This is a genomic window from Winogradskyella sp. PG-2 (assembly GCF_000828715.1).
GTDB lineage: Bacteria > Bacteroidota > Bacteroidia > Flavobacteriales > Flavobacteriaceae > Winogradskyella.
In genome coordinates this window covers 1,468,995-1,492,182 of sequence record NZ_AP014583.1, presented here as the reverse complement: position 1 = coordinate 1,492,182, position 23,188 = coordinate 1,468,995, and the positions used below count along the sequence as shown (strand labels likewise).

The following is a 23,188-nucleotide window of genomic DNA, read 5'->3' as shown; positions in this document are numbered from 1 at the left end:
GGGATTAATACGCTTTTTCGTCTCCTTTAATTATGTTAATAAACGTTTGAAATATTATTTTTATATCTAAAAAAATAGACCAGTTTTCAATGTAGAAAATATCGTACTTAATTCTATTAATAATGTCTTTATCAAGTTTAATTTCACCTCTATATCCTTTGATTTGAGCTAATCCTGTTATTCCTGGTTTTACATTGTGTCTAAAAATAAAATTATACTTATCGATTTTTTTAGAGTAATCATCAGTATAGGATAACATGTGAGGTCTAGGCCCAACTACACTCATATCGCCTATTAAAACATTTATAAATTGCGGAAGTTCATCAATACTGGTTTTTCTAAGAAATTTACCAATAGTCGTTACACGTTCGTCATTCTGTTTTACATAGGTACCTTTAAGTTCTTTTGTTATTGTTAGTGATCTAAACTTATAACAATAAAACTCTTTGTAATTAATCCCTGTTCTTTTGTGTTTATAAAATAATGGACCTTTAGACTCTAATTTTATAAGAATAAATAGAATTATAGATAACCAAGATAATATGAAGATCAAAATAAAAAGTGAAAAAACCACATCAAAACTTCGCTTTAAAAACTTATTGACTTCATTATTGAGGGCGACACCTTGTATTGATAAGACAGGTACATAGTTATAATAGTCTGTTTTAAGTCGTTTTGTAAAAAGCTTCTTTGTGTTAGGTATAAACTTTATATTGCAATGATTCAAATTAGCATACCTCACATACTCATTTATTTCTTTTTCTGTTAACTCATCTATAGCACAATATATCTCATCGATGTTGTTATTCTGTTCTAAAAATTCGAAGCTGTCTTTTATAGAGCCATAATCACTATTATCATCATTTGATTTATTAAAAATAGCCCTAATGTTATAGCCTAATTCTTTCTTTTTTGTAAATATTCTTTTGAGTTCATTAACACTTTCCCCACTTCCTATTACAATAATATCCCTAAGGTTTCCTTTTAAATAAATCCTTATAGATTTTAATATATAGTAGCTCAATAATTTTACAATAGAGATTACGATAAAGCAATACAACAAGTAGAATAGTATTTCTGTTGCAGGAATGTTAATACTCCTAAAAACGCCTGCGAATGCATATATAATAATCCCATAAGCAAAAAATTGCTTAACAATTAAAGAGAGGACATTTATTAAAGATGTGTACCTGTATACTTTATAAAATTTTAGAAAATATGTAGATAAAAGCCAAAAAGCAATAGAGTATATTAAATATAATAAGTGCTTATTATTAAATATATCTGAAGAGAAAAAATATAGGTTTTGACTATTGAAATTTAATAAATTATACGCAAAGAAATTTATTATAAAAAGGTCAAATAAAATTAATAAAGGTCTTAAGGCCCAAGAATATCTTCCACGTTTAAACTCCATTATAAACCAATTTATTTAATATCTAGCTTGAAAGGACCTCCACGCAAAAACATAAATATTATTTCTAATTAATAGAATTTATTAATGTTTTAATCTAGTATGCCTTATCCTCACCTTTGAAAATATTCATTATAGTTCTTACAATAATATTGAAATCCAATAAAATTGACCAGTTTTCTATATAAAAAATATCATATTTCGTTCTATTAACAATATCATCTCTCGTTTCTATTTCTCCTCTATATCCTCGTACTTGTGCTAATCCAGTAATACCTGGCTTCACATAATGTCGAACCATATATTTAGAGATTTTGGTACCATACATTTCATTTTGTCGCCACAAATGTGGTCTTGGCCCTACTACAGACATTGAGCCAAACAGAACATTAAAAAATTGAGGGAGTTCATCAATACTGGTTCTCCGAATAAATTTACCCACCCTTGTTACCCGAGCATCATTTCTTGTAGCTGACTCTTCAGATCTTGAATTTAGACTCATAGACCTAAACTTATAACACAAAAACCCTTTTTCTTTTATTCCGGGTCGGTTCTGCTGAAAAAAAATAGGTCCTTTACTTTCTAAAACAATAATTAAGCCCAAGATTGGAATAAGCCAAGACAACACAAAACATATTATAATTAATGCAAAAGTAACATCGAAAAGTCTCTTTAATCCACTCTTTATAGGGTCTTCCAAAGGAATCTCTCTTAAAGATAAAACTGGTGTAATATCATAATAATTTATATATAGATTCTTTGCAAATAACCCTTTGTTATCTGGAATAAATTTTAATGTTTTTAGGTTAATATCGCAGAAATCAACAAATTTTTTAACTTCTGAATTCGACAACTCTTTTAAATCACAATAAACTTCATCAATATTATTGTTAAGAATGTAATCAAAACTTTCATTAATTGAACCCTTTCTATTTTTATCTTTTAAGTCAGTAAAAAAGCCTTCGAATCTATAGCCATATCCAGGCTCATTATTAAAAAAGTCCTTAAGTACTTTGGTTGATTTACCCGAGCCAATAATTGCTACTAATTTATAATTGCTTCCCGTTATTGCCCTATACCTTCTAAAGAGAAAAAAGAGGGAAACCCTCCAAAAGTTTAAAAGAAAAAAAACAACAAGAAAAAAATTAAGAATAGTACCTGATCCTAATGGGGATTTTATTAAAAATAAAAAGGAAAGAATAGCTAAACTAAATAAAACAATCTGCTTAAAAAGGAGCGAGACTATTTTTATCAATTTAGTAAATCTATATACTCGATAAAATGAAAATGATATTGATAGCAGAAACCAAAATGCAACAAAAAAAGCAATATAAATAAAGTTTATTGTTAAAAATAAGTAAGAAACTATAGAGATAATTAACAAATCCAATATATACAACATCGGTCTTATTAATTTCGAATACCCTTCGTTTCTTGCCATAAATAATCATTAAACTATCTAAAACAAATATAATTTAATATATAAAATATAGCTAATGACAAATGAGATTTAAATTACCGCTAAATAAGAGCTGTTTAAAAAATAATCACCTTATTTGGGTTGCTTTATGAATAAAACTCTTTGATATAAACAGTATAAAATAATAAATAGGAAAAGGCCTCTTTGACGCCATAAAACACTCTCGGTAAAGAAAATAGTTATTACTGTAAAAGAAAACATAATGAAACCATAATCCTTAGATTTAATTGCTCTTCTAATTAAAATAAATAGCATAATTAACAAAATACTCAACCCTATTATACCGGTTTCAGATAATATTTGAGCATACTGATTATGGTAATTATATTTATGAAATGTATAATATGTATCATAATATTTATGCTTTTCTTCCAGGCTCTTTTTTGAAGCAAATAAACCAAAGCCTTTAAAAAAAATAGATTCTTCAGTAATTTGTTCTTTTAAAATTCTTAACTGAAATAATCTAATAGAACTTCCCGTCCAATAGTAAACTTTTCCGAACTTTTCTTTATGAAATATTTCTGAGAACTCAGTTTTTTGCTCTACCTTAAACCTATTGTATAATGTTATTGAACTCATACTTATTCCAATGAAAACAGTAACGATACATATTATTATTGTTTTTTTATTTAGGTTAAATAACTGACGCTTTAATGAAAAAACAAGTATGCCTATTAGTAAAATTAGTAGTGCAATTTTAGTCGACAATAAGAAAATTAAGGTTAAGAAAAATATTAAAAGTACTTTTTCTATAGCTGTTTTTTTTTAAGTGATAACAAATAAAAAAAACTTATAGAAAAAATTAATGTTACATACACTGCGTTTAGATCTAAAACGCTCACCAACTCATGATAAGTAAAAACACTTATTGAGTGCTTTTGCATAAAATAGTAAAATGCCGAACACAAAAAGAAAATGCCTAGTAGAGCATTGCTCCAGGTGAAAACGCCTAAAACATAGCGATAATTTTTATATGAGACTTTTGGAATAATACTAAATGCTATAGGAACTAGTGCTAATACTATCATTCTTTCAAACCCTTTTAAAGTTTGTCCTTTGTCTACAGACCAAAAATATGTTTGCAAAAAATACAAGTACAATAGTAGAGGTACAATCAGAGCTAAATCAAACCTAAAGGTTATTTTTTCTCTATTTAAAATGAAATATCTTAAAGAAAAAACACAAAAAATACTAATGACAATACTACTTGCGGCAAAACCTATAAGAAGCAGGGATATAGATGCTCCAAGAAGACACATCAAAAACTCAAAAGAGTTTATTTTTATTTTAATCTTTTCTATTACATTCATGTAAAAAGTCTAAGTACTTTTTATTTATTAATTCCCATTTAAAACTTTCTTCTATCTTTTTATAATTATTATCAATTTTATTTAAATTGTTTTCTTTATTCAAATTATCGATATAACCTTTTACATCCTCCTTTGTAGAAAAGTAAAAAGCATCTTCTTCTAGAATTGATTTAGTAAATTCATTATTATGAGCAATCATTAATACTTTAGAAGCCATTGCCTCTAATAAAGAAGGGTTAGTACCACCGACAGAGTGCCCATGAAAGTAAAATTTAGAATAGTACCTTAAGTTATTGAGGTGTTCTAAATTATAAATACCCCCCATAAATCTTATATGTTCTACATTTTTAAATTTATTTTTTAGGTAGGTACCAAACTTATTGACATTATGTTTTCCAACAACTAAAAAAGGCGTTTTCTTATCTGATATTGCAACGCCATCAAGAATCACCTCTAAGTTATTCTCAGGTTCAAACCTAGCAATTAACATATTATAGTTACTCGCCTCAACATCGTATTCATTTAAAATTGCTGAATTCGGATTTTTAAATAATTCAGCTCCATATGCTATATATTCAGATTTAACTTTATATTCTTTTAGCAAGTAATTTTGTATACCTATTGAATCTGAAATAAGATAATCACTCGATTTAACTGCTAGTTTTTCAGCATACTTCAAGAATTTTTGAACCGCAGGTTTATATTTAGATCTTTTCCATTCTAAACCGTCCATATTACTTATAATAATAACGTTTTTTGGTAACAACCTGTGCCAAATTGTATTACTTGTATAACCTAATTGTAATAGGATATCAAAATCTCTTTTTCTTGAATCTATTATGCAATTAAAATCATAAATAAATTGACCAAAAGTTCCCACTCTATGTTCTGGGTCATAACAATGAATTAGTTTAACACCTTTAAATGTAGTTTCCTGATGTTTATGGTTACTGGAACTATATACGTAAATGTCATAGCCTTTTTCAGCAAGATAAACTGCAAAAAATTCTGTAAACTGTTCAAATCCACCATAATGATTTGGGATACCTCTAGTTCCTAAAATTCCTATTTTCATTAATATCTATTACTGGCTTATTATACACTGTCATATATTTCAATGAATTTTTCAACATGTCTCTTGATTGAAAAGTGGCTAGTTGCTCTATTAAATCCATTGATGCCAAAATAGTCTAAATTATCCTTATTTGCTATTAATTTTTCTATTGATGTACATAAAGCCTCACTGTTGTTGGGTGAGAAAAAATATCCTGTATGGTTGTCTAAAACAATTTCTTTTAGGCCTCCATGGCTTGCTGCAATGACTGGTATTTTTGCAAGCATTGCTTCTAAAGCAACTAAACCAAATGGTTCCGGTTCAGTAGATGGCACAACAGCAAAATCTATGCTGTCCCAAATACTCCAAATATTTTCTTGAAACGGAATTATCTTACAAGAATCATTTAAATTATAATTGTCTATTTGTGACTGAAGTTCATCAACAAGGTACTCTTGATTTGGTGGCGCGGAACCAACAAAAACAAGTTTAAGGTTGTTGTGTTTTTCTCGTAGTTCATTAAAGGAGTTCAATAGTAGTTTTTGCCCTTTCCATTTACTAATTCTTCCAACCAAAGCCATTACAATATCCGATTCTTTCGCATCGAAAAGCTGTTTTCTAATTTTATTCTGATTAGAAACTGATATAATAGGCTCAGTTCTGTCCATGCCGTTAAGGTTAATTACAGATTTCCCAATTAGTTTGTTATTATTTTTGCTCAGAAATTCCTTAGAGGCTCTAGAGTTATATACAACCTTATTAGAAAAATTTCCAACTAATAATGGATAAAAAACACTTACAATTTTTGGTTTCTTTATTATTTCATGAACATGCCATACATGTTTCAATTTATAGCGCTTAGAATAAAAAGCACCTAATAAAACAGCTAATGTATTAGAATGGATAATATCTATGTTTTCATCTTCTAATATCTTTCTGAGCTTTTTTGTTGTCTTTGCAATAAGAAATGGAAGAGTAATGATTTTCTTAAGCTTAAAAAAATTACGTGACACTTTAATTACCGGAAAAACAATGACTCTAATATTATTTTTTTCGAGTAAATTTTTTAGGGGTCCTTTTTCTGGCAGTATAACTATCGCATTAAAATCTGGGTTTAAATTAATTTTATTGACTAAGTAATACAAAGCCTTATCAGATCCATATAGCTCGGAGGACTGATGTATATAAAGAATTGTTTTAGGCATTTAAATGCTTAATTATTTTTGCTGGTACACCACCAATCAAAACATTCGAAGGAAAAATATCATTTACAACTGCTCCAGCTGCAACAACAGAATTATCTCCAACTTTGCAGCCATCTAAAAACGTAGCTTTAGATCCTACCCAAATATTGTTACCAATATCTATTCCGGAGGAAGATACTCCTTGCTCTCTTATTAAGAGTTTATTATTATTAAAACTGTGATTTTCAGAATGAAAACTAACGTATTGACCCATAATAACGTCATTACCAATTTTTACACCGCCAGAACAGCCAAAATAAGAATATTCCCCTATGGCTGAATTATTACCGATCTTTAGTCCAATTCCTGATTTAGATAAATGACTCGTGGTGCTAATCGTAGAAAAAGCTCCAATTTTCACAATATTTCCAAAAACTATTTTTTTATCAGAGTAACAATCTATTAAAACATTTCTCTCTAGTGTACAAGCTTTTCCAAATTGAAAATTATTACCATTTAAAATTTTTACTCGTTTATCAATAAATATTTTTCTACGGGTTTTAACCAATCCTCTTAACATCATAAATGCTCTTGTGTAAATAAAGGACAATACTAGTTTATTAGATATATTATTATCTATAGTATAAGACTTACCAAACTTAATAAGAAGGTTCTGTAATGTGCTTTTTAGCATATTTATAAATTCAAACTTAAGGTAGTTCTTTTAGACCGGTTTTAATTAATTTTTTATCCAATGTATTAAAATAATTTAGAAATAGTAAACCGCCAACAATAATGCCGCCAAAATCTCTAGGATTATAAATACCCGAAACTATAAGGGTTGTAAACATATAATAAATGGCTATTCCAGACAATAAATTATTTGTTATTATCACTTTTAGATTATTACTTTTAATATAAACCCTCATATATAAAATTAACAAAAACAATAAAAATGCCAGTAGTCCTAAAAATCCTGATTTAAAAGAAATATACGAATAACCATTGTGCAGTGTTGTTATATATTGCATTCCCTCTCCGTTTAATGGCGCCACAAACTCTAAATCAACTAAGGATCCAACTCCTTTTCCCACAAATAATCCAACTGCTAAAGGGGTGTCATATATTTGCTCAAAAGCTTTTTGTGCCTCATATGCCCTCCAATGATCCCATAGGTCCGTGTGATCCTTTATATTTATTTTAGAATCGAAAATTTCAGCAGGAGCAATTTTCAATTTATATAAAAACCCTTCTATACCTGGAGCACCTCTTTGAAGGTCTACCGAAAATAAATAGATGTAAAAAAGAGAAATTGCCATTAAAAAACCAAACATATATAATACCCCTTTCCTTGTTATGGCTAAGTAACCATTAATGGCTAAAAACAGAATTATTACCGAAACTGTAACTGTTCTAGAAAAATAGCATACAAAGGAAAATATCATAATAAATATGATAAGCTTCTTGTGTTTTGAGTCTAATTTAAATAATTCTCTCCCTTTTTTAGATAAAAATATTACAATCGCAAAGATCTCTAAAGCATTTCCTCGACCCGCATAATTTCTAAGTTTATTAACATTAAAATCTACATTATTAGAAATAAAATAAATGGTCAAGTAAATATGGAGAATGGCAAATAGTACACCTAGATAAATAATGATTTTGTATAAAAATTCTTTATCCTTTATTTTACTTATAAAAAAGTACCCTATTAGAATGTACAATATGGGTTTAGCAAGGAAGAAAAAATCTTTTATAACATTAAATAATTCGCTTGGGAAAAAAAAAGATGAAAAAATTGCGATTAAAAAAATTACTATTAATGGAAATATCAGCTTTATAAGTGCTTTAGAATATTTAAAATTTAGATTAAATAAAACCCAAACAGTAACAAGAGAAAGTAAAACTATATTAAACTCAATAGAAGAAATTAATGGGGGCACAATAAGCAAAATCCCAATTATACATTTATATAATGTGTCTTTTTTTAATAACATTAACCTGAGCTAATTTTATGGTCTTATTAGTTTTTCAATAAACCCTTAATTCTTAATTTAATGATTGAAAAATAATAATCATAATAACAAGTTGCTAAATTAACACCTCCAGTCTTATTTTTGGCTCTAAATGTCTCTTTAAATACTTCTTTTATCATTGAATTGCTTACACCACCACCACTCATAACAGCTGTCGTTTCATTAGACTTCAATGTTTTCAGCTTATTTTTAGGTCTTAATAATATTTCATAATCACCTGCAATCTTATAGGATTCGTCATATATACCATACTTCTTAAAAAATGATTTTTTGTGAAATGACCCAACATGCGCGGGTGTAATAGATGTGTTTCTCCTAAACTTATCCCAAGTCCATGTAGAATCTAACAGTCTTTTTTTGTTTATGTTTTCAACAAATAGAACATTTGAGTATATCCAATCATAATCATTACCATTCTCATTAAGTAGGGTTTTATAAATACTTAATGCATCCCTTAAGTAATAGTCATCGGACCCTAAAAAGGAAATCCAATCTCCTTTTGCAAGGTGAAGTCCTTTATTCCAAGCGTCATATATTCCGTTATCATTTTCAGAAATCCACGAATATGAAATACTTTTTTCTTTGAATTGCTTTTCATAAGCCTCTAAAACTTCAACCGTTCCGTCATTAGAATTGCCATCAACAACAATATACTCGAAATTTAAAAATGATTGATTAAGAATAGAGTCTAATGTCCGTTCAATCGTTTTTATGCTATTAAACGTAACTGTAATTATTGTAAAAGTCATTTAGTGCCTTCTATTTAATTAATAAGTATAATTATTTAATAGTTATGATATAAACTTTTTCTTTATCCAAATCATATCTTTTGATGTATAATTATACAAATTAAATCTTATGATTAGTTTATAAATAGAATAATGAATGATATCACTAAAAAAGCTATGCTCTTTTTTGTTTTTAAGAGTATTTACTTCCTTGATGATATCATTTTGATTATACCCTTGAAGTGATAAACTCTCTTCTGTTAAAGTTCTAGAAATATATCTTCTAAGGATTATTTTTCTGAACCTAGTGTTAAAAACATTTTTCCATTTATTTAAAGTTTCACTGTTTATCGATTTATATTTTTCGACTCCAGTGGGATCACCGAGAACTTTTTTGTTCCGTGTATCTATTTTAGAGGAAACAAAATTATGTGTAAGGTTTTCATCATATTCAATTTCTAAAAAATTTTGAATATCCTTTATTATCTTATCTGATTGGGACACTAAATCCTCGTACTTTAAAGAGATTGTGTTTTTGTTATCTCTATGTTTTTTATAAGCTTCACTTATTTTATTAAACCCATAAGTTAAGTCATTATGATTACCATAAAGCTTCAGAAATTTATTGTCACACCAAGTTGTTAAAATAGATGAGTAAATGTGTGTTGGGTTTCTAAATAAGAAAATAAATTTAGCTTCTGGATATATTTTATAAATGTCATCAATAATGTAATAATATCTTGGTGTCTTATCTAAAAAATAAATTTCATTATCCTCTAATGTTTTAGAGTATAATGAGTCAGTAAAATTTTTAATTTGAAAATTCAAAAAACTCTCTGCATTTGGCACCTCCTTTAAAACATCATTTATAGCTTTACTTGATAATCTACTGGAGTACTCAGATAACACCCCTTCTTCTTTATTGAGATAAACTAATGGTAATAATAACCATGGCTCTGCAGTACCACCAATACTTTTATGACTTAGTAATATCCTTTGTAACAAAGTAGAGCCAGCTCTAGGCATTGAGAAAATAAATATTGGCGACTTCATACTAAGCTCGTTTCATTTTAAAAGTAATAAATGTCCAAAACCCGAGTTGTCTTTTTATTATAATAACTAAGGTTAAATTCCAAAAAATCATAGCGATAGCACTTGCAAAAGCTGCGCCTGTATAACTATACTTTGGTATTAGAATAAAGTTTAAAATTACATTAATTAAGAAAGCTATAAAAATAACTCTCTGATACGTTTTTTGATTATCCGTCATTTGCATAATATAACCAACAGAACCGGAAATAGCATTAATAAATCTAGAAATACATAGGTATATTAAAGCTAAATAACCAATAGAAAAATCTTCACCAAAAAAACTAAGTATTTCCTTAGAAAAAATAATTAATATCAACAGTATTGGACTAGCAGTGAAAAATATTAATCGTGTTGATTTTTGAACCACGTCTTTTAAGCCTTCATAATCTTTTCTTGAATAAAATTCTACAAATTTCGGAGTAACAACAGCATTAATAGCAATAAGAGAAATACCTGAAAGAGTTGCTAGTCTTAAAGCGGAGTCATATATACCAATATCTGAGGTTGTTTTATACATAGATAGCATGATAATATCTGACCAACTCATAAAAAGTGCAAATGAACTAGAAATAAGCATTGGTGTTGATAAGTTTATTATGCGCTGATAATTATAACTTATCTCTTTACCAGTCTCAGTGTTAACGTTTTTTTCTTTGCTATACAGGTAAATAATTATAGCGATTAAAAAAGTTATAAAAACAGAAATAACATAAAGTTTAAAAACAACTATTTCTATATCCAACACATAAAAACTTAATAATAGTAGCAGAAAAATAATATTTATCAGTGCGGTCTGAAACAAAATAAATAAAGTTGTTCTTTTGAGCGCTTGGAAATATGCGCTCATAATAGCAATTAGCGTTAAAGGGATAATTGCATAACTAACAATAGGAATAAATGAAGATAATTCTGACTTTTTAAGTAATTGAAGTGCTATAAAGTCATTTAGGAAATTTATCAAGACTATAACTGTAAGAGAGACTATAACCGATATAATTATTGATTTTTTAAGAACCTTTTTTATCTCATTATTGTTATTGTAAAGTCTTAATTCTGTTATTATTCTGACTAATGAGTTATCAAAACCAAACTTTGGTAGTAAAACGGATATGCTTAAAACTGTAATACATAAAGAATACAAACCCCATTCGCTAGCTCCATAAACATTAGTTATGAATAACATTATTAAATACCCGAAAATCATACCCGTCAACTTAATAAGCAAAGTGATAGAACTTCCTTTAATTAGCTCAACAAAACCTCTATTTTCTTTAAATTTTTGCATGTAAATTTACTATAAACAAGAGTGGCATATTGTTTTAATGATTAACAAACTTCTAGGTAAATCTTTGTTTTTTATTAGTTAATCATCTTCTCTTATTCAAAACTCGAATTAAAAATATAATCTATCTTTTATTCAAGAACTTTTCTAGAGAAGAAAACTGGTTCATTTTTAATATTAATTATACACTTACATAATAGCCCCCCACCAGCTTTTAGACCTGCATTGATGGCTGTTTTTAAATTATTATTCATCATTTTTAAGATTAATAATTGCCGTTTCAAGGCTTTTTTTCCAATAAGGTATTTTAATACCAAAAGTAGACTTAATTTTCAATTTAGACAGCACACTATATATTGGTCTTTGGGCTAATGTTGGGAAGTCTTTTGCGAGTATCGGATTAATTTTTGTTTCCTTTTTTGACAAGTCTATGATTGAATGAGCAAAATCATACCAACTTGCTACTCCTTCATTTGAATAATGATATATTCCATATTTATCACTGTCAAGTTCTATAATTTTTATTATAGTTTTGGCTAAATCTACAGCATAAGTGGGTGTGCCAATTTGATCACTCACAATACCTAATTCATCTCTGCTTTCAGATAATTCAAGTATTTTTTTCATAAAATTATTGGCATACTCAGAATATAACCAAGATGTGCGGATGATAAAATAATTTGAAGTTTCTTCGATTATAAACAATTCACCATCTAATTTACTTTTACCATATGATCCTAAAGGGTTCGTTTTATCTTTTTCGGTATACGCAATATTACTATTTCCATTAAAAACAAAATCGGTGGAAATATGGATTAACTTAACATTATTATCCTTACACGCACGCGCGATGTACCCAGGAGCTAGTGCATTAACATTATATGCAATAACTCTTTCTTCTTCTGCCTTATCCACTTGAGTGTAGGCTGCACAATTGATGCACCAATCGATTGTATTATTAAAGAAAAAAGATTGAACACTTTCTTTGTTAGTAATATCTAAATCACTTGAAGAAAGAAAAATATAGTTATTTGTGCTATAACTTACTAATCCTCTAAGACATTGTCCCAATTGACCATTAGCACCAGTAACTAAAATTGTCTTCATAAAAGAATGTTATCAAATGATGGTAAAATTAAATCCTTGTCCGAAATAATATATTCTTCTTTTGGTAATTGCCAATCTATTGCAATTTGAGAGTCGTTATATAAAATACCTCCTTCAGATTCTTTATTGTAATAGTTGTCACATTTATAAGAAAAAGTTGCAATATCAGATAGCACAATAAATCCATGAGCAAACCCTCTTGGGACAAATAATTGCATTTTATTAGATGCAGATAGTTCAACAGAAATATATTGACCATATGTTTTTGAACTTTTTCTAAGATCTACAGCTATATCCAACACACTTCCTTGTATGACCCTAACTAATTTTGCTTGAGCAAATTCACCACGTTGATAATGTAGTCCCCTAAGAACACCCCTTTTCGATGATGATTCATTATCTTGTACAAAGTTAATGTCTAAACCAGTATTAGCTTTAAATGTATTTCGATTAAATGTTTCAACAAAGTAACCCCTTTGGTCTTCAAAAACCATTGGTTCTATTATAAAGCAACCATTAATGTTGGTGTTTTTTATCTTCATCTTTCACTTTCTAAAATACTTAACAGATGCTTGCCATATCCACTTTTTATTAATGGTTGTATTAGATCACTAAAGTTTTCTTTGGTAATATAACCCATTTTATAAGCCACCTCCTCAATTGCTCCAATTTTAAGACCCTGTCTCTCTTCTATCACTTGTACAAATTGTGAAGCTTGCATCAAGGATTTAAATGTGCCTGTATCTAGCCAAGCGGTTCCTTTATCCAGAACACTAACTTTAAGTTTTCCATTATCTAGATATGCTTTATTAACATCTGTAATTTCTAATTCTCCTCTGTCGCTCGGCTTTATATTTTTAGCAATTTGAACTACTGAATTGTCATAAAAATAAATACCAGGAACTGCAAAATTCGATTTAGGTTCTACTGGCTTCTCTTCAATAGATATAGCTACACCTTTTTCATCAAATTCTACAACTCCATAACGTTCAGGATCATGCACGTGATATGCATAAATTATACCACCATCTGGGTTATTGTTTTGTTGCAACAAATTAGATAATCCCGAACCATAAAATATATTATCCCCAAGAATTAAAGCTACTTTTTCTTCTCCAATAAATTGCTCCCCAATAATAAAAGCCTCGGCTAATCCGTTCGGATTTTTCTGAGTTGCATATTCAAAATTACAACCATACTTTTCACCATTACCCAATAATTTCTCAAAAAGTGGTAAGTCCTCTGGGGTTGAGATAATTAAAATATCTTTTATACCTGACCACATCAAAGTAGATAACGGATAGTAAATCATAGGCTTATCATAAATAGGCATTAACTGCTTACTTACCGCAATAGTTAGTGGATGTAATCTAGTACCTGAGCCACCTGCCAATACAATTCCCTTCATAATCTATTATATTTTTTCAAATACCACTTAATAGTTTTAACAATACCCGTTTCAAAATTTTCATTAGCCTCCCACCCCAATTTTTTTTCTATTTTATTGGCATCAATAGCATATCTGAAATCATGACCAGGTCGATCTTTTACAAAAGTAATTTGCTCTGAATAGGATTTCTTTTTGGGTACTATTCCATCTAAAATAGAACATATTGTATGGGCAATATATAAGTTATCTCTTTCGTTTTTTCCACCAATATTGTATGTTTCTCCCTCAAGCCCCTCATTAAAAACCAAGTCGATGCCTTTACAATGGTCTTCTACATAAAGCCAATCTCTAATATTTTTGCCATCTCCATAAATTGGAATAGATTCATTATTAATTGCTTTTCTAATAATAGTTGGAATTAATTTCTCTTCATGTTGTCTGGGCCCATAATTATTACTGCAATTAGTAGTAACTACATTCATACCATAGGTGTGGTAATAGCTCCTCACAATGAAGTCTGAAGATGCTTTTGACGCACTATAAGGACTATTAGGGGCATAAGAAGTTTCTTCAGTAAATAGACCTGTTTTTCCAAGTGTACCGTATACTTCGTCAGTAGAAATATGATGAAACCTATTATTATGACAATCTTCTTTGAAAGAAAATGGCGCGTCCATCCAAAAGTGTTTTGCTGTATTTAATAAATTAAAGGTTCCGTGAACATTAGTTTTAATAAAAACATCAGGATTTGTTATAGAATTATCTACATGAGACTCTGCCGCAAAGTGTATAACACCAGAAAAATTATACTTTTCGAATAAATTTCTTACTAAATTAGTATCACATATATCGCCTTCTATAAAGACATAGTTTTTATGATTTTTAATCGTGTTTAAGTTTGAACGCTCACCCGCGTAAGTTAGACTATCTAAATTAATAAGCCTGATATTACGGTATTTATTTAAAAAATGAATTATGAAATTGGACCCAATAAAACCAGCTCCTCCGGTAACTAATATTGATTTATTCATAATTTTTTATAAATCTGAATGCTCTGTTAGAAATAAAAAATAGAACTAAAAATAAAAATGCAATAATCGGATAAAGTATAACATGTTTCTTAAGAAGTCCTTCTTTAGTCCCTATAGCTTTAAAGCCAGAAATCACCTCATAATGGTCCGTTTTCTCTTCTATTTTTTCTTGCTCTAGGGTTCTAAGCTGATTACGAATCCTTACTTCTTCCCTAAATAATTCGTATTCTTTGGTCTCAGCCTTGTCCTCAGCCAAAGGAAATGTAGAACCATTAAATCCTAAAGTATTATTCGCCGCCTCTTTTCTCCGAACTTCAGCATATAATTTTTGGATACTATCTATACGCGCTAATTGTTGTTCAAAAGTACTCTTCTGCACATTATAAACCTCGTCGGATTTTTTCTTTAAAGAAACAGAGTGTTTGTTTTTAAGTATTTTTTCAAAGCCTTTTTGAAGGCTTGTAAAAACATCATTTTTAAGAGATAAAGCTCTAATCGAGAAAATATTACTGCTTAATAAATCTCTGTTTTTAACATAAATGTCATAAGGCAAGTAAGTAAGCATTGTGCTATCTACCTCTGTAGATTTAACATAGTCATCATACTGTTTTAATATTTCATCTTGAGTTTCAGGCCCAACCTCTATATCAAAGCCTTTAAGGCTTTTAGCACTTAATGAATCTATTTCGAATATATCAGATATCTTCTCTATATTTTTTGATCCAATTAATGAATTGAAATAATCTATACTATTTACTAATTGATACTTAGACTCAAAATATGGCTTAACCAGCATGGTTGATTGATAAATAGGCTTTCTTAATGATTTATCTGATGTAAAACCTAATATAGAGGCTATTATTACTACAGAACCTATAAGCTTAAAATTGTTTACAATAGGTTTTAATGCATAAATAAGTCCAGAAAAGATGCTTTTAAAAATATTACCAATAAACTGAAATAATCTTTCAAAAAGTTTACCAATAGCATTAAATAATTGCCCTAAGTCTACTTCATCATTTTGTGATTGTTGTGGTAATTTATCACTCATATATTAAGAATTAAAAAGTTGTTCTAATATTTTTTTCGTTATAACGTATGTTGGTTTAACACCAGACGTTCCTAAACCTCCAGACGCTAATGTGCTTCCTGTTTCTAATGGGTTATCACTTGCATAATATGCATATCTTACTTTGACGTCTTCATTAATGCTTCCTCTAACTTTAGAAGCTGCTTGAATCGCTTTTTGATAATGCGCCCCCTCCATTTCTAAACCTATAACATTCCAAGTAGAGTTTTTAAAGAATTTTAATATCTCCTTATTTTGTAATGAAGTCCCCAAAACAGTAACCATTGTGCCTTCAAAAACATCAACACCACAATCCAATAAATCGTTTTTACTTAGTTCGTTTTTAAATGGGTAATTATCTGCTGTGCCTTCAAAAATATGAGCTGATGGAATCATTACGTCCCCTTTTCCACCCTCTAAAATACCTGCCTTACCCATTATTGAAATAGACTTTACGTCTAAATGCACTTTTTTACCATTCACTTTAATTGGTTTTAAAAACTCATCTAAAGTTTCATAGGCCTGCTCACCAAAGGCGTAATCCATAACAAATATTACAGCCTTTTTTTCTTTATCCTCTTCTAAATATTGAAATCCAGATTTCGAAAAATCAATCTTATCTGTATCAAAAATTTGAACATCTATATTTGTTCCTGAAGCGTCTTTTATATAAAGCATTCCGTGTTGCAACGCTAGTTTTTCTACTTTATTGCGCAAGCTTTTATTTTTTGAGTCACTAAGCGCTTCATAGGTGTCAAAAATATCTTTCTTAGCATCAGCTCCTTTAAGTGCTCCTTGTGCAAAAAGAGAATTCATAACACTATGCATATTAGCACTAATAATGTGTATTGGTCGTTCTAATAATCCGTTTTTGTAAAGTACAGACTTTATCGTATCCGCCCAGACTTCACCGTGGATATGGTGGCCCAAACGCTCTCTCAAAACAGGGCTAAATGTAATAGTTCTTTTATTATTATTAACCGTTTCTTCTATAGCTAATTTTCCTAGCCAATAAACAATATGTAATAAACGCTCTGGTTGATTGTTGGTTGCAAACTTAGGATAAGCTTCGGTCAACTCATTAAATGTTCTTCCTAGTATGTTTGCCGTATGAGTAATCGCAATCTCTCGCTCTTTTTGTGTTAGTTTCTTAGTAGAAGTAACCGCTTTTTCTAGTTTCTGCCAATCTCTCACGGTTGATCCTTCTTCATCAATAAGAACCCGTTTACTTATTTTGTGCGATTCAACAAATAGAAATGTAAGGTGTGTAAGGATATCATATATTTCCGAACGCCCTCTGGTAATTTCAATATTCATCTGCTCATTATCTATGCGATAACAATTACGACGTCTTTTGGGTGGAATTATAGGTGTGAAATGAGAATTGGCGTACCCTTCGTCACTAGTTAGGTTTATAAACGTACATTCTTCTATACCTTGAGGTAATCTGTCTACAACATAGAGTAAACCCTCTAATTCAGCTTTCTCTTCTCCAATTGACCCATAAATTTCAGGTCTCAATAACAGTAATGCTTCGCGCAAGGTTTCGCCTGAAACTCCCATGGGTTTGTAAAATCCGCGATTAAAAAGGTGACGCATCGTAATATACATACGTTCTATAGCACTAGAGCTCTCTTGAGCTCTTGTTCTTTCGTGTTTTTTATTAGTTGTACTCATAAGCTTCTAAGCTGCAAATATAGAGTTATTTCGTTAAATTAAGTCGATACAATTGATCTGCAATTTTTCTGTCATTAGATAATCTCGGCACCTTGTTCTGTCCTCCTAATTTCCCAATGGATTTCATGTAAGATTGAAATCCATCTTTTTTAATTCTTGTAATTTTTAAAGTCTTCAATACCTTACCCTCAATTAAATCTAAATAATAACTGTTTTGTTTTTGTAATGATTGCTCTAATTCTTCAATTAAATCTTGTTCTTTTTCTGGTTCATTCTCAAACTCAATAAACCACTCGTGATACGGTAGACCTTGTTCTGGATTAATCTGAGGAGCAACCGTAAATTCATTTACAGAAATAGATGTGCTTTCAGTTGCTTCTTTCAAAGCTTGCTCCACCTCTTTTCCTATCACATGTTCACCAAAAGCAGAAATAAAATGTTTTATTCTTCCACTTACAATAACTCGATACGGTTTTAAAGATGTGAACTCTACAGTGTCACCAATATTATATGCCCAAAGTCCTGCTGTTGTAGAAATAATCATTACATAATTTACACCCGCTTTTACATCTCTTATGGTAATACGATCTGGATTTTTATCGAAAAAATGATTTACCTCTATAAATTCGTAAAATATACCTGAATTTAATTGAAGTAACATTCCTTTTTCATGTTGCTTGTCTTGAAAAGCAAAAAAACCCTTCACTTGCAGGATACAGTTCTATACTATCTACTTTCCTTCCAATTAAATTCTCAAACTTGGCGCTATAAGGCTCATAGTTGACACCTCCAAAAATGAATAAATTAAAATTCTTGAAAATATCCCCTACCTTTTTATCTGTTTTCTGAATCAGTTTTTCAAAATACATTTGTACCCAAGAAGGAATCCCGGAAATAATAGTCATATCCTCATTTACAGTTTCCTCAACAATTGCCTCAACCTTGGTTTCCCAATCATCAATACAATTGGTCTCTAAAGTTGGCATTCTATTTTTCTGTAGGTATTTAGGAACATAATGTGCAACTATACCCGACAATCTTCCGAGTTTTATACCATTATTTTCTTCTAAAATTGGACTCCCTTGAAGAAAAATCATTTTACCATCTACAAATTTTGAATTTCCTGTTTCGTTTATATATAACAAAATTGCATTTCTAGCAGCCTTAACATGTGTAGGCATGCTTTCCTTTGTTATTGGAATATATTTTGCTCCAGATGTGGTTCCTGAGGTCTTTGCAAAATAAATAGGCTTTCCTTTCCATAGTACATCTTTTTCACCAGCAACAACGCGTTCCACATAGTGCTTTAGTTCTTCATAATCCCTTACAGGAACATTAGCTTTAAATGCCTCATAAGAGTTTATAGCACTGAAATTATGATCTTTACCAAAAATAGTATTTGAGGCCTCGGTAATTAAGTCTTTAAAAACCTTTTGTTGAGTCTCAATGGGCTTAGAAGACCATTTTTCAATACGCTTTGCGATGAGTTTTGCAAATGGTTTTGAAAGTGCTGCTTTAATTGATGGCATTACTCAAAATTGATGAAATTAGTTGGATTTACAGGATAACCCTTACTCCAAAGTTCAAAATGTAGATGAGGCCCTGTAGTCAGCTCACCCGTATTGCCAGACATTGCAATAACCTCTCCCGTCTTTACCAAATCTCCTTGCATTTTAGTAATTGCTGAATTATGCTTATACACTGATATTAATTCTTGATTATGTTCTATGATGACCACATAACCTGCATCCACAGTCCATTCCGCAAATATTACCGTGCCATCTGCGGTTGCCTTTACAGGTGTATCAGATGCTACCACAACATCTACAGCAAAATGTTTTTCTTCAATATTATAATCTTCAGATATTGTTCCGTTTACAGGAGGGAACAATACATAATTAGATTTATCCCCTGAAGCCTCAAACAAATTATATTTATCTTCTTTTTCTACCTTTTCCCTAAGTAAAGAGTCTTCTTTATTTGTAGTTACCTTTAAAATATCAATATCATTCTGTGCTGCTTCAATTATAGAGTCTCTATTGAAATCAACAAAGGCAACATCTCCTGTTAATACTTTTCTTATTGAGGCATAATAACTCTTATTAAGTTCTAGTTCTCTAACTAACGAATCTGTTTTGTAGTTTAAAATAGTCGCCTCTTTCTTTAGTTTTGCCGAGGAATATCCTGGTATATACTCTCTTAGTGGTGTGTATGCAATTAGTAGAATCGTTAAAAGAACTAAACAAATTGCGGAAGCTGATGTAAGTATAAATACATTTAGTCTTGTTAGCTTTATTGCAAAACGCTCCTCAAAAGTATCTTCATTTAGTATTACTAAACGGTACTTGTAAAGTAGCTTTTTAGCAAACTTCTTTTCCTTTTTCTTCTCTTTAGCCATCAAAACAAAATTAGTTAAAATAGTGAAATACCATAGGGATAACCTCCTAAAGTTGACTTAACAACGCCATTATTAAACTATAATTACTAACTTTGTACCCTAAATTAAAAATTATGAGTTTAAGTATTGTCCCGTTAGCGATTGGTGCACCTCAAATAATTCTTATTGTGGTAGTGGTTCTACTACTTTTTGGTGGAAGAAAAATTCCTGAATTAATGAGAGGTTTAGGAAGTGGAATTAAAGAATTTAAAGACGCTAGTAAAGAAGAGCCTGATAGTAAAGAAAAAGAGTAAAACCTTTTAAGTGAAATAAAAAAAGCCAACTATAAAAGTTGGCTTTTTTCTTATTTTATAGTTATCGATTTAATTATAGATTCTAGCTCAAAAACATAATCTCGTTTTTCTAATGATGGTGCATAAACATAGCCATCGCCAACCAAATAACGATTGTTGATTTTATCTTCAATAAGATAGGTTATAAATGGTCCTGCCATTGTAAACCCATTCATTCTCCAGATTCCTCTTACTTCATAAGCGGGTTTATTATCTATTATTGTATTAAACAATGCTGGTGCATAATCCCCTTGGACCTCCATGAAAATACCATCTTCTCCTGGAATCTTTGTTTTAGTGACTCCATTTCTCATTTTAACAAAATCCACAATAGTACTATCACCTTTAGATATTGTTTCTAAAGGTATTTCATAGATCATTAGTTCTATAGTTTTAGAATTATCGAGGTTTTTTCTTAGCCAGAAAAAGTCTTCAGTTGCCTTACTAATTCTATATCCAAATGGAACATTGATAGTGAATCCCAATTTATTTTCCATAGCCTCATCCTCTAATAAGGATAGGTTAATTTGCCTCTGTCTTTCTTTTACTTCCTCTTTATTAAAAGCATCAATGATTTTATCCTTGGTTTGTTTAAGTTGGGCAATAATATCCTGATTTGTCTTTCCCCTTACAACAGCTACTGTTTGCGGTTTAGAAAAAACTTCGTTAGCAATTTTAGTCGTTGCTTCCGTACCTCCTTTTTCAATTTTGAGCACAATTCTACTTCGCGTAGCAAAACCATCAAAAACCTGAGGTGGAATCTGACGCATTATAAATATAGGCTCGTCAACTGGTAAGCCATTTAATGGTGCGGCAAAAATATTCCTAATATTTTCACCAACGCTTCCTTCCCATAGTTGGTTGTCTACCACAACGGAAATACTATTTAGTATTCCGTTTGATTCAGGAAGATATATACTGTTATCCTCTTTATTTTCGCCACAAGCTAATAGTAAGACACAAAATAATACTGAATATAAAGCTTTCATAAGTCTTTGTTTTTGTTGATTGATTTAATTAGACACCACAAGTGTCATTCCTATTTTGAGTTTGTTACTACTAATATCGTTCCAATCTTTAATATTTTGAACAGAAACTCCAGAAAAGTTTTGAGCAATAGTCCAAAGTGAGTCTCCGGATTGTACTTTATACGTTGTTTTACCAGCAGTGTTTACTACTTTTTTTACTGGTTTAGATGAGGTAGATGTACTTGGGTTTCTCGGGTAAATAGTTAAACGTTGACCTATTTTTAAGTTATTGCTCCTTAGGCCATTCCAACGTTTTATTTGACTCACCCTAACACCATATTTCCGAGCAATCTTACCTAAATAATCTCCATTTCTAACACGATATCTAACCTTAGTATCTGCATTAAAAAGCTGTGGGAGTGGTTTTTCACGCTTGTTGAATTCCGCTTTGGCAAAATCGTAAATTTTATCTTCATTTGCCACAAAAATGCCAACAGCTTCTCTTGGTAATCTTAGCACATATGTTTTTCCTTTGATTTTTGGTATAATATCTAATTTATATGACGGATTCAAAAACTGTAATTCTTCAATTTTCACTCCTGTTGTTTCAGCTACTTGATCTAAGGTAATCATTTGCTTAACATGTATAGTATCTGTTTGAATATGTTGAAATGTCGGTCGTTCTGGTTTAAAACCATGTTCTTCAGCAAATTCGAAAATATACATTGTAGCTAAAAATGCTGGTACATATCCAGCTGTTTCTCTTGGGAGGTTTTGACGAATATTCCAATAGTTTTTATAACCACCCGAACGCCTAATTGCTTTATTTACATTACCTGGTCCAGAATTATAAGCCGCTAATGCTAAATCCCAATCACCAAATATTCTATACAGACGAGATAAATATTGAGCAGCAGCAGTTGTCGATTTTATTGGATCTCTTCGCTCATCTACATAACTACTCACATCCAATTTATGCTCTTTTCCTGTGGCAAACATAAATTGCCAAAGTCCTGTGGCTCCAACTCGAGATCTAGCTCTAGGTTTTAAGGCTGATTCTACAATGGATAAGTACTTCATCTCTAGCGGGATATTGTAATTATCAAATTCTGTCTCAAACATTGGAAAATAGAAATGGCTCAATCCCATAAGACGTTCTAAAGATGTTCTTCTGTGTTTGAGATAACGCTTTATCACGCTTTCAAGTGAACGGTTATACTCTACATTAAAAGGTGTTCTGGCATTTAAGCGTTTTAATCTTGCCTTTAAAGTGTCTGTCGTAAGTTCTGGGTAATCTACGGGTTCGTATGTAAGTTCAGTAACTGACTTATAAATGGTGTCAAATAATGACATACTATAAAGTTCATCTAGCCATTTTTTATCTAATTCTAAAGCTTCTGGTATATCTTCTAGGCTTTTAATACCCAAAGAGTCAACTTCTGCACGAATAACCTTTTGAGATGCCATGAACTTCCCATCAATAAGTGAGTCGCTAACCTTAGCTACAGAATCCGTTTTAACTTGAGAAAACCCAAAAACCATAACCATACAAAAGCAAGCCGATAAAAATGTTTTAATGGTCATAATATAAGATATGGTGTGTTAAGTCTAAACGCTAAAGAGTCTAAAATAGTGT

At 30.3% G+C, this 23,188-nt stretch carries 21 protein-coding genes and 1 pseudogene; 1 reads left to right on the top strand and 21 read right to left on the bottom strand.

Going from position 1 to position 23,188, the window contains the following annotated elements:
• Window positions 1–4 precede the first annotated feature (4 nt).
• The 19 genes and pseudogenes from WPG_RS06540 to WPG_RS06445 form a co-directional block, all read right to left on the bottom strand.
• Window positions 5–1,417, bottom strand: coding sequence for an exopolysaccharide biosynthesis polyprenyl glycosylphosphotransferase (locus WPG_RS06540; protein ID WP_045470665.1), 1,413 nt, complete (start codon window positions 1,415–1,417; stop codon window positions 5–7).
• Between the two features lie 94 nt (window positions 1,418–1,511).
• Window positions 1,512–2,816, bottom strand: a complete 1,305-nt coding sequence (locus tag WPG_RS06535) for an exopolysaccharide biosynthesis polyprenyl glycosylphosphotransferase (protein WP_052471331.1) — start codon at window positions 2,814–2,816, stop codon at window positions 1,512–1,514.
• Between the two features lie 150 nt (window positions 2,817–2,966).
• Window positions 2,967–3,629 carry an O-antigen ligase family protein gene (locus WPG_RS06530; RefSeq protein WP_262507865.1) on the bottom strand — a complete coding sequence of 221 codons (663 nt, stop codon included), beginning with the start codon at window positions 3,627–3,629 and terminating at the stop codon, window positions 2,967–2,969.
• 14 nt (window positions 3,630–3,643) lie between these two features.
• Window positions 3,644–4,204, bottom strand: a complete 561-nt coding sequence (locus WPG_RS06525; protein WP_045470659.1) for a hypothetical protein — start codon at window positions 4,202–4,204, stop codon at window positions 3,644–3,646.
• Complete coding sequence (locus WPG_RS06520; RefSeq protein ID WP_045470657.1) at window positions 4,182–5,279, bottom strand: DUF1972 domain-containing protein; 1,098 nt, start codon at window positions 5,277–5,279, stop codon at window positions 4,182–4,184. Before WPG_RS06520 ends, WPG_RS06525 begins: the two co-directional genes overlap by 23 nt.
• A gap of 20 nt (window positions 5,280–5,299) precedes the next feature.
• Window positions 5,300–6,463, bottom strand: a complete 1,164-nt coding sequence (locus WPG_RS06515; RefSeq protein ID WP_045470656.1) for a glycosyltransferase family 4 protein — start codon at window positions 6,461–6,463, stop codon at window positions 5,300–5,302.
• The gene (locus WPG_RS06510) at window positions 6,456–7,136 is read right to left on the bottom strand and encodes an acyltransferase (protein WP_045470654.1); all 681 of its coding nucleotides are present in this window, start codon (window positions 7,134–7,136) and stop codon (window positions 6,456–6,458) included. Before WPG_RS06510 ends, WPG_RS06515 begins: the two co-directional genes overlap by 8 nt.
• A 16-nt stretch (window positions 7,137–7,152) precedes the next feature.
• Window positions 7,153–8,439: an O-antigen ligase family protein gene (locus WPG_RS06505; protein ID WP_084221531.1), complete on the bottom strand. Its 1,287-nt coding sequence runs from the start codon at window positions 8,437–8,439 to the stop codon at window positions 7,153–7,155.
• 26 nt (window positions 8,440–8,465) lie between these two features.
• The gene (locus WPG_RS06495) at window positions 8,466–9,227 is read right to left on the bottom strand and encodes a glycosyltransferase family 2 protein (RefSeq protein WP_052471174.1); all 762 of its coding nucleotides are present in this window, start codon (window positions 9,225–9,227) and stop codon (window positions 8,466–8,468) included.
• A gap of 42 nt (window positions 9,228–9,269) precedes the next feature.
• Window positions 9,270–10,259: a sulfotransferase family protein gene (locus WPG_RS06490; protein WP_045470648.1), complete on the bottom strand. Its 990-nt coding sequence runs from the start codon at window positions 10,257–10,259 to the stop codon at window positions 9,270–9,272.
• Window position 10,260: 1 nt separating this feature from the next.
• Entirely contained in the window at window positions 10,261–11,583 is a 1,323-nt protein-coding gene (locus WPG_RS06485) for a flippase (protein ID WP_045470646.1), read from the bottom strand.
• A 243-nt stretch (window positions 11,584–11,826) separates the two neighbouring features.
• Window positions 11,827–12,687: a dTDP-4-dehydrorhamnose reductase gene (gene rfbD / locus WPG_RS06480; RefSeq protein ID WP_045470643.1), complete on the bottom strand. Its 861-nt coding sequence runs from the start codon at window positions 12,685–12,687 to the stop codon at window positions 11,827–11,829.
• On the bottom strand, window positions 12,684–13,229 hold the full coding sequence (gene rfbC / locus WPG_RS06475; RefSeq protein ID WP_045470641.1) for a dTDP-4-dehydrorhamnose 3,5-epimerase: 546 nt from the start codon (window positions 13,227–13,229) through the stop codon (window positions 12,684–12,686). Before rfbC ends, rfbD begins: the two co-directional genes overlap by 4 nt.
• Entirely contained in the window at window positions 13,226–14,095 is an 870-nt protein-coding gene (gene rfbA / locus WPG_RS06470) for a glucose-1-phosphate thymidylyltransferase RfbA (RefSeq protein WP_045470640.1), read from the bottom strand. The genes rfbC and rfbA overlap by 4 nt, the downstream gene beginning before the upstream one ends.
• Window positions 14,092–15,108, bottom strand: a complete 1,017-nt coding sequence (gene rfbB / locus WPG_RS06465; RefSeq protein WP_045470639.1) for a dTDP-glucose 4,6-dehydratase — start codon at window positions 15,106–15,108, stop codon at window positions 14,092–14,094. The genes rfbA and rfbB overlap by 4 nt, the downstream gene beginning before the upstream one ends.
• Window positions 15,101–16,159 (bottom strand): hypothetical protein, encoded by a 1,059-nt coding sequence (locus WPG_RS06460; RefSeq protein ID WP_045470638.1) that lies wholly within the window; start codon window positions 16,157–16,159, stop codon window positions 15,101–15,103. The genes rfbB and WPG_RS06460 overlap by 8 nt, the downstream gene beginning before the upstream one ends.
• Window positions 16,160–16,162: 3 nt before the next feature.
• On the bottom strand, window positions 16,163–17,854 hold the full coding sequence (locus WPG_RS06455) for a DUF6909 family protein (RefSeq protein ID WP_045470637.1): 1,692 nt from the start codon (window positions 17,852–17,854) through the stop codon (window positions 16,163–16,165).
• A 25-nt stretch (window positions 17,855–17,879) separates the two neighbouring features.
• Window positions 17,880–19,383, bottom strand: a pseudogene (locus WPG_RS06450) (GH3 auxin-responsive promoter family protein).
• The gene (locus WPG_RS06445) at window positions 19,383–20,252 is read right to left on the bottom strand and encodes a M23 family metallopeptidase (protein ID WP_045470636.1); all 870 of its coding nucleotides are present in this window, start codon (window positions 20,250–20,252) and stop codon (window positions 19,383–19,385) included. Before WPG_RS06445 ends, WPG_RS06450 begins: the two are co-directional and overlap by 1 nt.
• A gap of 113 nt (window positions 20,253–20,365) precedes the next feature.
• Here WPG_RS06445 and tatA point away from each other — a divergent pair, with 113 nt between their 5' ends.
• A complete protein-coding gene (gene tatA, locus WPG_RS06440; protein WP_045470634.1) occupies window positions 20,366–20,545 on the top strand; it encodes a twin-arginine translocase TatA/TatE family subunit in 180 nt (59 codons plus the stop codon).
• Between the two features lie 50 nt (window positions 20,546–20,595).
• Here tatA and WPG_RS06435 read toward each other — a convergent pair whose 3' ends face one another.
• Together WPG_RS06435 and WPG_RS06430 are read right to left on the bottom strand one after the other, a co-directional pair.
• Window positions 20,596–21,573, bottom strand: coding sequence for a DUF4837 family protein (locus WPG_RS06435; RefSeq protein WP_045470632.1), 978 nt, complete (start codon window positions 21,571–21,573; stop codon window positions 20,596–20,598).
• Window positions 21,574–21,597: 24 nt separating this feature from the next.
• Window positions 21,598–23,094, bottom strand: coding sequence for a LysM peptidoglycan-binding domain-containing protein (locus WPG_RS06430; RefSeq protein ID WP_045475280.1), 1,497 nt, complete (start codon window positions 23,092–23,094; stop codon window positions 21,598–21,600).
• Window positions 23,095–23,188 lie beyond the last annotated feature (94 nt).